Source organism: Pirellulales bacterium, assembly GCA_035499655.1.
Taxonomy (GTDB): Bacteria; Planctomycetota; Planctomycetia; order Pirellulales; family JADZDJ01; genus DATJYL01.
In genome coordinates this window covers 22607-36657 of record DATJYL010000216.1, presented here as the reverse complement: position 1 = coordinate 36657, position 14051 = coordinate 22607, and the positions used below count along the sequence as shown (strand labels likewise).

At 56.3% G+C, this 14051-nt stretch carries 10 protein-coding genes and 1 tRNA gene; 5 read left to right on the top strand and 6 right to left on the bottom strand.

Going from position 1 to position 14051, the window contains the following annotated elements; genetic code table 11:
• Nucleotides 1–2 precede the first annotated feature (2 nt).
• The 4 genes from VMJ32_16895 to VMJ32_16880 all read left to right on the top strand — a co-directional run bounded on the left by VMJ32_16895 (nucleotide 3) and on the right by VMJ32_16880 (nucleotide 8517).
• Nucleotides 3–2276 carry a polysaccharide biosynthesis tyrosine autokinase gene (locus VMJ32_16895; protein HTQ40702.1) on the top strand — a complete coding sequence of 758 codons (2274 nt, stop codon included), beginning with the start codon at nucleotides 3–5 and terminating at the stop codon, nucleotides 2274–2276.
• Nucleotides 2277–2324: 48 nt separating this feature from the next.
• Nucleotides 2325–5120 (top strand): O-antigen ligase family protein, encoded by a 2796-nt coding sequence (locus tag VMJ32_16890; protein ID HTQ40701.1) that lies wholly within the window; start codon nucleotides 2325–2327, stop codon nucleotides 5118–5120.
• A 21-nt stretch (nucleotides 5121–5141) separates the two neighbouring features.
• A complete protein-coding gene (locus VMJ32_16885) occupies nucleotides 5142–7016 on the top strand; it encodes a nucleoside-diphosphate sugar epimerase/dehydratase (protein ID HTQ40700.1) in 1875 nt (624 codons plus the stop codon).
• Between the two features lie 64 nt (nucleotides 7017–7080).
• Nucleotides 7081–8517, top strand: a complete 1437-nt coding sequence (locus VMJ32_16880) for a hypothetical protein (protein HTQ40699.1) — start codon at nucleotides 7081–7083, stop codon at nucleotides 8515–8517.
• On the opposite strand, the gene VMJ32_16875 is transcribed toward VMJ32_16880, so the two are convergent.
• From VMJ32_16875 to VMJ32_16860, 4 genes are all read right to left on the bottom strand, one after another.
• Nucleotides 8514–9119 carry an acyltransferase gene (locus VMJ32_16875; protein ID HTQ40698.1) on the bottom strand — a complete coding sequence of 202 codons (606 nt, stop codon included), beginning with the start codon at nucleotides 9117–9119 and terminating at the stop codon, nucleotides 8514–8516. The two genes, VMJ32_16880 and VMJ32_16875, sit on opposite strands and share 4 nt — an antisense overlap.
• The gene (locus tag VMJ32_16870) at nucleotides 9103–10443 is read right to left on the bottom strand and encodes a lipid II flippase MurJ (protein ID HTQ40697.1); all 1341 of its coding nucleotides are present in this window, start codon (nucleotides 10441–10443) and stop codon (nucleotides 9103–9105) included. The genes VMJ32_16875 and VMJ32_16870 overlap by 17 nt, the downstream gene beginning before the upstream one ends.
• A gap of 420 nt (nucleotides 10444–10863) precedes the next feature.
• Nucleotides 10864–10937 (bottom strand) — tRNA-Arg (locus tag VMJ32_16865).
• A 20-nt stretch (nucleotides 10938–10957) separates the two neighbouring features.
• A complete protein-coding gene (locus VMJ32_16860; protein HTQ40696.1) occupies nucleotides 10958–11194 on the bottom strand; it encodes a hypothetical protein in 237 nt (78 codons plus the stop codon).
• Nucleotides 11195–11242: 48 nt separating this feature from the next.
• Between VMJ32_16860 and VMJ32_16855 the strand changes: the two genes are divergently transcribed.
• Nucleotides 11243–13027, top strand: coding sequence for a hypothetical protein (locus VMJ32_16855; protein ID HTQ40695.1), 1785 nt, complete (start codon nucleotides 11243–11245; stop codon nucleotides 13025–13027).
• Between the two features lie 59 nt (nucleotides 13028–13086).
• Here the strand turns inward: VMJ32_16855 and VMJ32_16850 are convergent, their stop codons facing one another.
• Entirely contained in the window at nucleotides 13087–13335 is a 249-nt protein-coding gene (locus tag VMJ32_16850; GenBank protein HTQ40694.1) for a hypothetical protein, read from the bottom strand.
• Nucleotides 13336–13464: 129 nt separating this feature from the next.
• Nucleotides 13465–13983: a methylated-DNA--[protein]-cysteine S-methyltransferase gene (locus VMJ32_16845; protein HTQ40693.1), complete on the bottom strand. Its 519-nt coding sequence runs from the start codon at nucleotides 13981–13983 to the stop codon at nucleotides 13465–13467.
• Nucleotides 13984–14051: the final 68 nt, after the last annotated feature.

Below are 14051 nucleotides of genomic sequence, written 5' to 3'. Positions count from 1 at the left end.
ATATGCAAACGCCGCGATTATCTGACGCTGCTGATTCCACGATGCGGACCAACCTGGTTCACTCCGTTTGGTATTTTTTGCGCGTCGTCCGGCTGCGTCGCGGGGTCATGGCCGCTTGCATCGTGGTTTCTTTGTTGTTGGGAGCCTTGTATTACGCCACCGCCCACCGCCGGTACGAGTCGCGCGCTTCGCTCTTAGTGCTTCAGGCGGGGAACGATGTGGCGTCCACATCCATGTCGACCGAAAACGCCGGTCAAGGCCTCATGCCCACGTACGAACGCTTGATGACTAGCGCCGTGGTGCTGCAGGCCGCGTTAAATCGCTTGCCTTATGAAGACCGCATCGATTTTGATGAAACGCCTCAGGAACGCTGGATCGAACTTTTGCAAACGCAGCTTCGCGCCGTGGCCATCCGCCGCACGAACATCATCGAGTTGTCTTACGAATCAAAACGGCCGGAAACCGCCGTCGCAGTCGTCAATGCGGTCGTACAAGCTTACTTGGAATTCATGGATACCACCCACAAAGGCACCGCCGGGCAGTTGATTTCCGTGCTCACGAAAGAAAAAAGCCAGGTCGAAGAAAAGTTGGAAAGCAAACAGGCGGAGCTCCTGGCCGCGCGGCGCCAAAGCGGTGATTTGGGCATGAAATCTGATGGAACGGTTACGCACCCCATCATTCAACGGGCCATCAGCGTGAACGAGGAAATCATCAAAACGCAGCAACGCCGTATCGAATTGCAAGGACTACTCGTGTCGGTCGAAGCGGCTGTGAAAGCGGGCCAAAGCCTGGAGCCGCATCTGATGAGCCTCGATAACGGCGCCGGACGCGAATTGATTCTCAGCGATTTGGGTCTGAGCGGACGTGACGCCACCATGCAGGCCGAACTTGAAAAAAGCATGCTTGATGACCGCGCCAAACTCCGCACCTTGCAGGAACATCTGGGCCCCAATCATCCCGATGTGCAAGAAATCACTCAGCGAATCCAGTTGACAGAACAATACTTGGCGGGTTATTCCGGCCACGTGCAAGACCGATTGGCGGCTTTGAAAGACAAACAACTAGCCCCGATGTTGTTGCAATTGGTGCGGCAGAAACTAGCCGAAACCACTGCCCAGGAAAATTACTTGCGGCAAAGCTTCGCGGAAGCCCAGGCCGAAGCGGTGCGGCTAAACGGCGACTTGGCCCAAATTGAAATCCTGGATCACGACGTCAAATGGATGCGCAACCTGCGCGATGTTTTATTGAATCAAATCGCCAATATTGACCTGCGGCAAGACCAGGGCGAAATTCGCACTGCCGTCGTCAGCGAGCCGGCCGTCGAGCCGGCCATCTGGCCCAACGGCAAGCGCATCGCCCTGATGTCGCTGCTGGCCGGCACGCTGTTCGGCCTGGGTGTGGTCTATGTCCTCGATGTGCTCGACGACCGTTTCCGTTCGCCGCAAGAAATGCAGTTGCATTTGGGCGTGCCCATTTTGGCAATTGTCCGTCCGACCGAAGGCTTGCCCGCCACCGGGCTACGGGCCATCCAAGCGTACGTCGCTCCTAATGCTCCCAAGAGTGAAGCCTTCCGCACGCTGCGCACCGCATTGGCATTCTCCGGCAAAGAATCGCAGCGGCTGGTCATCTCCAGCGCCGAGCCGGGCGACGGCAAAACCACCATGCTTTCCAACCTGGGAGTTTCCTACGCTTACTCTGGCAAGAAAACACTGCTTATCGATGCCGACATGCGCCGCCCCGGCCTTACACGGCTTATGGAAATGCGCGGCCGTCCTGGACTTTCTGAACTGCTTAGTTCCTCAGATCCCGTGATCGAACGCGCTCGACAATTGATCACACCCAGTGGAATTGAATCGCTCGATATACTTCCCTCGGGCAATTGGTCGGCTCAAGCGGCGGAACTGCTGCTGGGCAATCGCTTCAAAGAGCTATTGGCTTGGGCCGAAGCAAACTACCAACAAATTTTGGTCGACAGTCCGCCCATTCTGGCCACCAGCGATGCCGCCACCATCAGTCAGTTGGTCGATGGTGTCGTGCTGGTGGTCCAGCCCGGTAAAAACCAACGCCGCTCTGTCATCCGCGCTGCCGAAGGCTTCACGAGCTTGGGCGCAACGGTGCTAGGCGTCGTGGTCAATTGCGCCGGCAGCGAGGAAGAGCAAGGCAACTACGGTTACGGCTATGGGTACGAATACAACGGCGAAGAAATTGCCACGGATGGTGTGGATTCCGAGTCCCCAGAAGCAACTGCCGACGACTACACAAGCAAAGCAGCATAGTCACCTACCAACAAAATAGCACAACGACTGCACGGCGAAATACGCGAAATGAGTCTATCCTTCATTCCACATTGGCGCAGTCACACCAGCGATCCGCCTCTGTTGCGTTTCGTCGACTTCAATCTGGCTGGCACAATCTTATTTTTGCCGTTTGTGATGGGCGGGCGGCATCCGTGGGGACAACTACTGCTGGTTGCCCTCACGGTCTCTGCCGCCGCGGGATGGCTGCAGTATCAATCGCAGAACGAACCCAGTTGTTGGGTTCGTTCGCCGTTGCGCTTCGTCCTCGCTGCATGCGTTGCGCTACTTATCGTCCAATTGATTCCCTGGCCGGCAGCTGTTCTGGATTGGCTTTCCCCAAACACGCGCAACTTACTGCCGCTGACTAACGGCGCGGCTCCCGCCAATGGATTTGCACGTTGGAATCAACTTTCCTTTCTGCCCGCCGGCACCCGCGCAGGCTTGGTCACGCTTTCGGCATACATTCTCCTCTTCACGACGATGGTTCAACGAGTGCGAGAGATCTCCGACGTGGAACGCGTGTTGAAGTGGATTGCCTCCGCCGCCATCGCCATGGCGGCCTTCGGGCTGCTGCAATATCTGGTGGGGAATGGAAAGTTTTTCTGGTTCTACGAGCATCCCTATCGAGACACCAGCGATGTTGTCAAAGGCGCGTACATTAATCGAAATCATTTCGCGCATTTCCTTGCGCTGGGAATTGCGCCACTCATCTGGTGGTTGGCCAACATCACAAAACGCGCCGCGTCGGTTCGATCTGGCTACAGATTTAGTCATCGCCGCCAGGCTGCTGCGTATCCTATATGGCTGTGGCTGGGTTTAGGCGTGGTTTGTCTGGCGGGTTTGCTTTCCTTATCGCGCGGCGGAATTGCAGCCCTGGTGTTAGCGACCGTTGTCGGCGTGGGTTTGCTGCAGCATACGGCGTTGCTCAACTCAAATTTGAAGTGGTCGCTGATCGGACTAGTAGCATTATTGGCTGTCGCGTTGCTCGTACATGGCGCCGACGGGATATTCAATCGCCTGGACGAAGTCACCTCGGGCTCGCTGGACAAGCTCGACCATGCGGCCAGCCGGCGTCAAATTTGGTCAGCCGACTTGCAGGCCATCGCTCAATTCCCATGGTTTGGCGCCGGGGTGGGCGCCCATGCGGCGGTGTACCCGATTTACTTTCCGCAATCGTCTGACGATTTGGAATACACCCATGCCGAAAGCGGTTACTTGCAAATCGCATTGGAAACAGGCGTCGTGGGCCTAGCGCTGGCTTTGGCGGCAATTGGAATGATCGGTCGCTGGTGTTGGCGTGGATTCCGTGAAACCGATTCGAAGCGCTCGCTCGGTTGCATTTGCGCCGTCTCTGCCGGCCTCATGGTGAGCGCCCTGCATTCGCTGGTCGATTTCGTTTGGTATATCCCCAGTTGCATGGCGACCACGGTCATCCTGGCCGCTTGCGCCTACCGTCTCTGGCTCTGGTCGGGAAATGATTTGCGAATCGAAAAATATAGTCGCGCCTTATCGGTAGCACACTATCGATGGGCCGCTCTGGCCGTAACCGCCGGCGGAATTTGGATGATTGCTTTGTCAATCGGCCCGGCGTTAGCCGCGCCGGCGTGGGATCGTTATTTACGGCTTTCCGTGGCGGCCACCAAAGTCGATTTATTGGCCGCCGACGCCACTCAAAACAATGCCGGTCAAAATAGCGTCGCCGCAAACAACGTTGCCTCAGAACTCTCGCGGCGCAAAACCGAGCTTCAAGCCATGATCGCGGAACTGGAAACGGTGGTGAATTACGATTCCACACACGTGCTGGCTCACGTTCGTTTAGCCGCCGCCCGATTACAATGGTTCGAATTGCGCCAGCAAGAATCGCCCCTGCCGATGCCGCTGGCCGCGGTGAGCGATGCCGCGCTGCAATCGCATTTTTCCTCTCGCGCACAACTCGATGAATGGCTGCAGCGAGCCACTGGCCCGCACAGCCGGCAATTGGAACAAGCGCGCGTGGAAGTTCGGCATGCGCTCGCTTTATGCCCCTTGTATGGCGAAGCCTACCTTTACTTAGCCGACTTATGCTTCTTGGAAGGAACCTCGCCCGCCGCCAAGACTCAGTTTCTGGCCCAGGCATTGGCGGTGCGGCCCTTCGATGGCGAGGTCCAATTCGAAGCAGGCAAAGAATGCTTTCTCCAGGGACAATCCGACCAAGCCATTGAACATTGGCGTCTGGCATACCACAGTGGGCAGGAATATAAAACCCGTTTGATCGAGCTATTCACTGGCGAATTGGCTTCGCAAGTTCCCATCAGTTTCTTCCTCGATCAGTTCCAACCCGACTTGGATGGCCTGCGCCATTTGCGAGCACGCTATCGCTCTCTACCTCCGTCCGATCAACGCAACACCCTGTGGCAATATTCTGCTGCTCAACTCATCAAGGCTGCTCCTTCACAGTCCGGGCCAGAGGCATGCGCTCTGTGGCTGGAGGCCGAACCGCTCTTTCATGATCTGGACGATGCACCCCAGCGACTGCGGTGCATCCAACAGGCTTTAGCCACCAATCCTGCCAACTATGCGGCTCACTACGCTGCGGTCAACTGCTTTTATGAGCAGAGCAATTTTGACAACGCCGATGAACAGGTGAAATGGTGTTTGGCCCGCGCGCCCAACGACGCCAATCTTAAACGCATTCGCGATGCCGTCGTGAAAGCACGATTGGATACCCCACACGATTCCGCAACGGCGGACAACAGCACCATAAATACCCGCACTGCACATCATCCAGCCCGGGAAACACAAACAGGCACGCAAGCACAAATTAGCGCGGCAACACGGCGCTAAATTCATACAACAGGATGTAACATGTTCGACGGGGCCATCGTGTTAAAACGCCGACTGCTACGAAATCTTCTGCGCTTAAGCGTCCTTGCGCCCCTCTTTATCGCGGTATATTATGTAGCCTATTGGCTGCGATTCGGCCCATTTCTGGATCGTCCGCAAACGCGCGTTTTCACCGCAACGCTCGCCTGGATCGTGGCCGTCAAACTCGCTTTCTTCGGACTGTTTCACGTCTATCGGCACTGGAGCCGCCATGTTACGCTGCAGGAATTGCTGGCCATCATTAAAGCCGCCGCTGGAAGCACGGCCGCCATTTGCCTGATCGACCAACTGCAATCCTCCCAACCTGCTATCCCAATTTGTGTGTTACTGTTGGATTTAAGCGGAACCATTTTGACCGTAAGCGGCCTACGCGTCGCCTTGCGTCTGGTGCGGGAGCGGCTGGGTTCGCGGCCGCCGTCGGAAAAGATTATCCGCACGTTTATTGCCGGGGTCGATTCTTCCAGCGAAGCGTTGCTGCGCATCCTCCGTTACAGCTCGCAATTGAAATATCAGGTCCTCGGTTTTCTCGATTGCTCTTCGCAACACGTCGGCATGCGCGTCGATGGCATTCCCGTTCGCGGCACGCTCGACGAAACCCAATTATTGGTTCATCAACACGCGGTGAAGGAAGTGCTGATCGTGGCAGGAGCTCTCTCCGGCCGGCAGGTCCGGCAGCTTATTGAAGACTGCCAAAATGACCAGGTTCGTGTCACCGTGTTGCCCAGTTACGAACAACTGTTAACCGGTCATGTTTCATTCCAGCCACGTCCCGTATCGATCGAAGATTTGCTTCGCCGCGAGCCCGTGGAGCTCGATCTGCAACATATCTCCCAATTTATCGACAATCGTGTCATCCTGGTTACCGGCAGCGCCGGCAGCATCGGCACCGAAATTTGCCGGCAACTCTTGAACTTTTCCCCCAGCAAATTGGTGCTGGTCGATCGCTGGGAAAACGGACAGTTCTATCTCGAACGAGAATTAATTGTCAAACACAGCGCTTGCCCCATCGAAATTTGCGTGGCCGATATTACCGACCGCCGCCGCATGCGGGCGCTGTTGGCACAGCATCGTCCGGAAATCATTTTCCACGCCGCGGCCTACAAGCATGTTCCGCTCATGGAGAGCAATCCCGGCGAAGCGGTCAAAAACATTGTCCTGGCCACCAGCGAATTGGCTGATTTGGCTGACGAGTTTGCGGTCGATTCATTCGTAATGATTTCCTCCGACAAGGCCGTTCGGCCCAGCAGCATCATGGGCGCCTGCAAACGCACGGCCGAGCTGTACTTGCAGGCCGTTGCCAAAAACTCCGCCTGCCGGTTCATCACGGTTCGTTTCGGCAACGTGTTGGACTCCGCCGGCAGCGTGGTGCCGATTTTTCGCGAGCAAATCAGCCGCGGCGGACCGGTCACAGTCACCGATCCCGCCATGCAGCGATTTTTTATGACCATTCCCGAGGCTTCTCAATTGGTCATTCAGGCCGCGGCCATCGGGCAGGCCCACGAAATTTTTGCCCTCGATATGGGCGAGCCGGTCCAAATTGTCGACCTCGCCGCCGACATGATCCGTCTTTCCGGCCTGCGTTTGGGCGAGGACATCGAGATCGAATTCACCGGCGTTCGCCCCGGCGAAAAGCTGTTCGAGGAGCTGCATTCCTATGGCGAGCAGCACTTGCCCACGCGGCATCCCAAAATTATGGTCGCCTCACAAGAACCCGTCGATGCCGATGCGGTCGTGGCCGCCGTGGAGCGATTAGCCGCGATTACCGAAGAACCCTTCGCTGCCATTGCCGCGGAGTTGGGCAAACTTATTCCCGAGTTCCATTTCCCAAAGCCCGCGCAGCTTCGGTTGGCTGCTTGACATCTGCCCGTATTTCGCTTGGCCGTATTTGCGACTCACCGACTGCTTTCTGTGAGATAGAGAAATGGAATTCTACGCTCTCCTTGCCACGCTGACTTTGGTGATCGGCGGATTCGCCCTGTTGCTGTGGCGACAAACCAAATCGATTGCCATCCTGCTGGGCATCGGCTTTCTGTATTACTGGTCCCTCTTTGGGGCATGGTCGCTGGTGTTCGATCTGCGCGGCGGCGACAGTGGCATGCACTATCAGTACCTATTCGACAAAATGTTCCCCGTCGATCTCGATGGCGATTATTTCCAAGCACTGGTATATCTCGGACTGTTCGTCATTGCCGTAGAAATAACATTGCTGTGGTGTTTGCCTTGCTCTCCACTGCCTAAACCGCTGCCGACGGAACGGTTAATCCGCATTTCCCACAATAAACTATTGATCCTGTGCGGGCTGGCCGGATTGGTCAGCTACTTCCTCATTCGAGACAGCTTGGAATTTGCGTCCAGCAACAATATCTCTGCTTATTTGGTTACGCGTGGAGAGACCGATTACGATGTGATTTCTTTGTTTACGCTGCATGCTACGCTCAACCGCCTGGCGCTGTTCCCCGCGGTCATCGGGCTGGCGGTGCTCGTTTCGGGGAAGAACGTGCGGATGGTGCTTGGGCCCGGTGGACCCGGCATCCTGTTGGCCTACGCGGCGCTGCTATCGGCCATGTTCGTGTTTTGTTTGATCTTGGGAAACAAAAACGAATTATTCGTGGCGCTCGTCACCGGCGTGTTGTTTTATCTGGCCAACGATTTGCAACCCCGTAAATTTCTGCTGGGGGGATTGAGCATTGCCGCCTTCGCCGGCGTGGCATTCATTGATTTCGTCCGTGGTGCTGCACCAAATGACGTGCAGGAACTGATCAGCACCGAGAACGTGTTTGATGCGCTAGGCCACATCATCTCCAGCAACGAAGCGTTTGCCAGCCACATGTCCCTGTATGGCTGCCTGCATTATGAAGTCCCGTTGACCTACGGTTCCAGTCTCGTAAGTCTGGTGGCCTCCGTGGTCCCACGCAATCTTTGGCCGGACCGTCCCTCGGACATTTACACCCATTACGCCGTCTCGGTTCAAGCTGCGGCGGGCCAAGGATATTCCATCCATCATGCCGCCGGATGGTATTTGAATTTTGGACCCCCCGGCGTCCTGTTGGGCGGTGTGTTGTTAGGCTGGGTTTGGAGTCGGCTATTTGCAGCATCACGGCGGCTGGATCGATACCGTTCCCCGGCTGCGCGGCTTTTTTTTAGCTATGCGGCGCTGTCCTTCTCAGCCTACCTCCCCACGCTCATTCGAGCGGGGCCGGAAGTGTACAAGGGGGCGTTCATTGATGCACTGCTGGTTCCCTTCGCCGTGCTTTGGTTTTCGCAAGAGCAAGCTGCTGAAACCTGCCTCTTACAGGGTAGCCGTTCGTTTGAAAGTAATCATCGCCCCGCATCAGAAGACCGAACCTACGTTCGCTAACCAGCTGAATTGACGGAAAGTTTTAAACCGTGGGATCGGCCTTCGCTTGTCGAGAAGCCCGATCGCTGGCCAATTACTCGAGCCGGTACTCCTACCGCAATGCTGAACGGCGGAATATTGCGTGTCACCACGGCGCCCGCGCCGATCACGGCGCCTGTGCCGATCGTAACGCCATCGAGCACCGTCACCCGGGCGCCCAGCCACACGTTGTCTTCGATGCGAATGCCGCGCGTCGTCAACCCCTGCGCGTTAATGGGAATCTCCAACGAATCGAATTTGTGATTCGCCGGAATCAATACGCAGGAGGTGGCTATCAGCACGTTGTCGCCAATTTCCAAGCCCCCATGTCCATAGAGCACACAGTACGGGTTGATGCCCACGTGGCGACCCACAGAAATCCAGCCGCCGTACGGATGGAGCAATGCCCCTTTCAAAATGAACGTCCCGTCGCCAACCGTTATCTGTTCGCTTCGCCGGGCTAACAATTCCGCCTGCGGGCCAATGTGCACCGCACGCCCCAGTTGCACGTGCCCTCGAACCCAGGCCGTGCGATGAACATACCGCCAATTCAAGCGGCGGTAAATTCTAGCAAGCAGGTTCAAGGGGCACCTCACCCATGGGCATTTCAATGGTTCGATATACGACAAACCACGCCAGTAGCGCTTGCGTGGTCGAGGCCAGCGTGTAACCCCAAGCAAGCGCAAATCTTCCCCACACCGGGTAAAACAACACCATGAATGCCAGTTGCAACAAATAACCGCCGATGTAAATCATCGACGGACGGTGTGTCCGACTGACCGAAATCATCGGCATCAACACGGCCCACAGCACAATGCTGCCAGGCAGCGACCACGTCAGACAGCCCAGCAACTCGGCCGTGGCATGCACCGCCCGATCATCGAAACGCCCCCCGCCATAAAACAGGCGGATCACGGGTTCCGCCATCATGTTTCCGGCCAATGCCGCCAACAGGCCAATCGTCAGGCAGCCCAAAACGGCTCGATCAAATATCGCTCGGGCTTTCCGGGTATCACCTTGGGCAAAGGTCCGCGCGAAATGCGGTCCCGTCACCATCGCCAGGGGTTTGCCCACGAACAAGCCCAGCGGCACCAACAGACTAAGAGCGTAGGTGAGGGCCGCATTGGTGCCGGCGTTGTCCATCATCGCCATGCGGCGCATATAGGTCATGCTGACCTGCGCGACACAGGCAGCCACAAAGAAACCCATCGCCTGCCCCATCATCTGTCGAAAATCGCGATCGCGGAAATCCAGCGACACCCGCACTCGAAAGTTGGTCGTGCGATGCAATAGAACCCACTGCACGGCCAAGCCCAGCACGCTGCTGACTGCCAAGCCCAACGCAATTTGGCGAAGGCTGTTAGCAACCAGGCCAAGAATCAATCCAGACAGCACCACCACTCGCGCAATCAACGGTCCCAGTTCGCTGCTCAGCGGCACGCCGTGCGCAATGGAAACAGCACTAAATAATGTGCACAGACTAAAGCTGAACACAATCGGCAGCAGCAATAGCGTTAGTTCGCATAACTCGGCCTGTAACGATGGCGCGGCGCCAGGCGCCATCAAGGTGCTAATCGGTTCGGCAAATAAAGCGCAGGATAATGCCATCAAGCCCGAAACCAAAAACACGCCGGTTACCGTGGTTGCGAACAACGGCCCACAACGGTGTGGCCGGGTGACCGATGTTTTGGCGAAGTACGACGAAATGACGGCGTGTGCAAAGCCCAGCCCGCCCACGTTCAAAATCAGAAACGGGATCGAGTAGGCCACGTCGAAAATATCTTTTTCCGCCGATGTGCCAAAGCGATTCGCCAGCACTTTGAGAAACAAATACCCGATCAGCGCATTGCCAACAATTTGAGCCGTGTGCAATATGTGTTTCAGCGCCAATCGCTTGTGCGTCAGCATAGACTTGCCCGACAGATTTGCCTGTAAGTTCAACGAAAGTCATCTCGCGCTCGCTACGCAATCAGGTAGACCGCTGCAACTTGCGCCTGGAATTGTCGAACTTTGCCTTGAATTGGCTGAGCTTTCACCCTGAAACGGCTGAGCTCCGGAGTAGGGCAGAAACAGTAACGACTGATTTTCGTTTTCCAAAGAGCAAAGCCCAACCATCCGCGGTTTTGCGGCAATCCGTATCCCTCACCAGCTTTGCCCAAAAAGTCCTTTGCATGCACAAATGCTTGCGACTGCAACGTCAGACCGCTTCCCGATTTAGTGGCTTGACATGATTTATTGGGCAAAGCCGTTGCACGTTGTGCCGTGCTTCACCGCGGCCTCTGAGGAGAAGATGCCCAGTCTCAGCGTTTCGCAGAACTTACTTGGCAGTACACCCCACAGGATTCGAACCTGTAACCTTCGGTTCCGTAGACCGATGCTCTATCCAATTGAGCTAGGGGTGCAAGTAAAACACTGAATCATATCAGACCCGGCGAAAAGCCTGCAATGCCCGATTAAAACGTGGGCCTAAGATCACCGAATCATCGCCATGCGAACTCGCCCAGGTGATGCCTGCTTCTCCGTTTTCAAACCATTTCAGAATCTTAATCGAGGCGCTGAAACCCCGCTTTGTTCGCGCCGGGCCAATTGAAATACCTGCCCGATGCTGGTCTAATTTGCACGGTTTACGTGTCGGCAGCGCCAGGGGATCAACGAGCATTGCAATCCTTTTGTTCTCCGGCTGTTTTCCATATCAGGACAAACTCCCATGCCACAACGAATTCTTTTTTCCGCGTCGCACCTAGCCCTTTGGCTTACATTGGCGGGGCCAATTTGCGGCGCAGCCGCCCGTGCCGCGGAAGGCGGAGCTGCTGCCAGTGCCTCGGCCGCTCTGGAAATCTTGCCCGACGAAACGCTGGCCGCCCTGGTCGTGCCGCAACTGAGCATGCTGGATGCCAAAATCTCTGGGCTGGGTGGGCCGCTGCAAATGCCCATTCCGTCCACAGTCATGTTGGGCCGCAGCATGATCGGTTTGAAAGACGGATTAAAAGACGACGGTCCCCTGGTGCTGGCACTGGTGGGTCCGGTCAAGGGAGATGACGATTACGGCGCCGTCCTGGGCATCGTCGCTGCCGACGATTATCAAAAACTGATTGGGCAATACTCGCCGCAAGATCAAGGCCAGGGCATCAGCCTGGTGCGTGTTCCACAAACTCCGGGATTATACGTCGCTCAAAAAAATGGCTTTGCGGTGTTCGTGAAAGCTACCGACGACCAGCGCAAAGTATTACAGAGCGTGTTGCAACGGAAGGCGGAAATGTCCAATACCATCGCCCCGTTAAAAAGTTGGGCGCTGCAGCAAGATTTGGCATATCTCATGACCCCTAGCGGAGTCAAATTGTTCCTCGATCGCGCTCAGCGCGGCATTAACGCCTTCGAAAAAAAGCAGGTCCCAACTTCCGCACGCCAGATGGAAAATATGCTCGCGCAGATAATCCCGATGGCGGAAAAGGAAGCCTCGCAAATTGGCGTCGGCTTGCGAATTGACGATGACCATACGGTGCACATCGCCAGCCGGGTTTGTTTGGCCGGCGGCGGCGAATTGTCCAAAGCGGCTGCCAATTTATCGCCCCCCGGAACTATGCCTTTGGCCGGACTGCCGGCGGGTCCGTTTTTGGCTGCCGTCGATGGAACGATGGGCCCGCGCCTGCAAGATTGGCTTTCCACCTTTAGCTTGAACACGCTCAAGGCCACGGCCGCCCAACAACCCGACGTTAAAATCAGCGACGACGATTGGAAACAACTTGCCGATGCCCTACAGAAGATGATGCAAGGCGGCAAGTCGATGGCGTTTGTGATGGGCGTGCCCCCCGCGGGCAAATCCATGTACTCGCAAATGTTTGCCGTCATGCGCGTGGAAAACGCGCAAAGCCGTTTACAAAACTATGAATCTTCCCTGACCACTTACGCCGCACTGCTGCAAAAATTGCATATTCCGACGATGCCCAGTTACGAAGTCAGCAAATCGGAACTCGATGGCACGCCCGTCGTGGAAGTCACCACTGATATGACCAACGTATTCAACAGTATGCAGCAGCAAAATCCCGCCGCGCCCCAAGCCAATGCGTTTGTGAAGTCGCTCTTCGGCAGCGAGGGAAAGTTGATAACTTATATGACCGCGGCCGATCCGACTACCGTGGTAATGGCCTGGGGAGAACCAGAAAATTTGAAAACCGTTCTCGAAGCGGTCAAATCGCCCGATACCTCGCTCGGCGCCGATGTCAATGTAAAAACTACCGTCGCCCTGTTGCCCAAAAACGCCCAATGGCGGGCCTTCGTTAGCCCCTCGGGCTATCTGGAATTTACGGCACACATGATGCAAACCATGATGCCGCAAATGCCCTTTCAGTTGCCGCCGTTTCCCAGCACGCCGGATATCGGCTTTTCCGCACAAATGGATTCGCAAAACATCGACTTAGAAATGCTTGTGCCCGCGGCGGTTTTGCAGGGCATCGGAACCTATACGCAACAATTGCAGCATCACGGCCCGTAAACCAGCGCGACATTCTCCCATCTAGCCCGTTGTCTGGCGCCAGTGGTAAGCTGCAGCCTTCACTGCTGCTGCGATTCTTGCTGGGCTAATTGCTGGTGCCAGAAATCGAATTGCGGATCGCCTGCCCGGAACGTGAACACGGCATCGGGCAGCGGAGCCGCTCCGCGGTGGCGAGAAGGAACGCGCACCAACACCGCGCCGTCGGAGCGGCGCTGCAGAATGCACGAATCAGGTAGCGGCGATTGTTGAGCGTCGGCAAGCATGCCGTGATTGGGCAAACGGTTGGGTGGGTAAAACGGAAGCGACAATCCACTTCCGACAGGTGGGATTCGACTGGCGGGCAAGGGGCGATATTGTTGTCGAGGAACCGAATCAATTCTAGGCCAGATTTCTCGACGATTTTCACAATCTTAATGGCTTCCTGCCGTTCAACCGTACTAGCATCCGACCAATGCCGCCGATTCCAGCATCAGCAACCTGCGCTTCAGCGCAATCCCCTGCGGGGCGGAAAACCCAACGAGCCGGCCGGTGCTGCCAATCACCCGATGACACGGCACCACCAGCGGAGTGCGATTTTGCGACATCACTCGCCCCACGGCTCGAGCAGCGGCGGGCCTTCCAGCCGTAGCCGCTAATTCGCCGTAAGTGCGGGTTTCACCCCACGGGATACGGCGGCAAGCTGCCGTCACTTTGCGCGAAAACGGTGTGAGATGAGTCAAATCTACATCCACATCGGTAAATAAATCGGGCTCGCCCTCTAAGGCAGCAACCAAACGCTGGGCCAGACTCCGATTCCACGCCGAACATCGAGCACCAGCCACTATTTTGCCCTCCAAAGCCGCTAAGGCGCCGTCTGCATTTCGATGGCCAAACGTCAGGGCCCGCAATTGGTGTCCGCGGCCCAACATAGCGCACCAGCCCAAAGGCGTGCGAAAAGTAGTGAGTTCGTCATGCATGGTATATCCCTCCCTGTCCGATGAATGGCGATGCGATTTTAGCTTCGATATTTGCCACAGAACCGAGC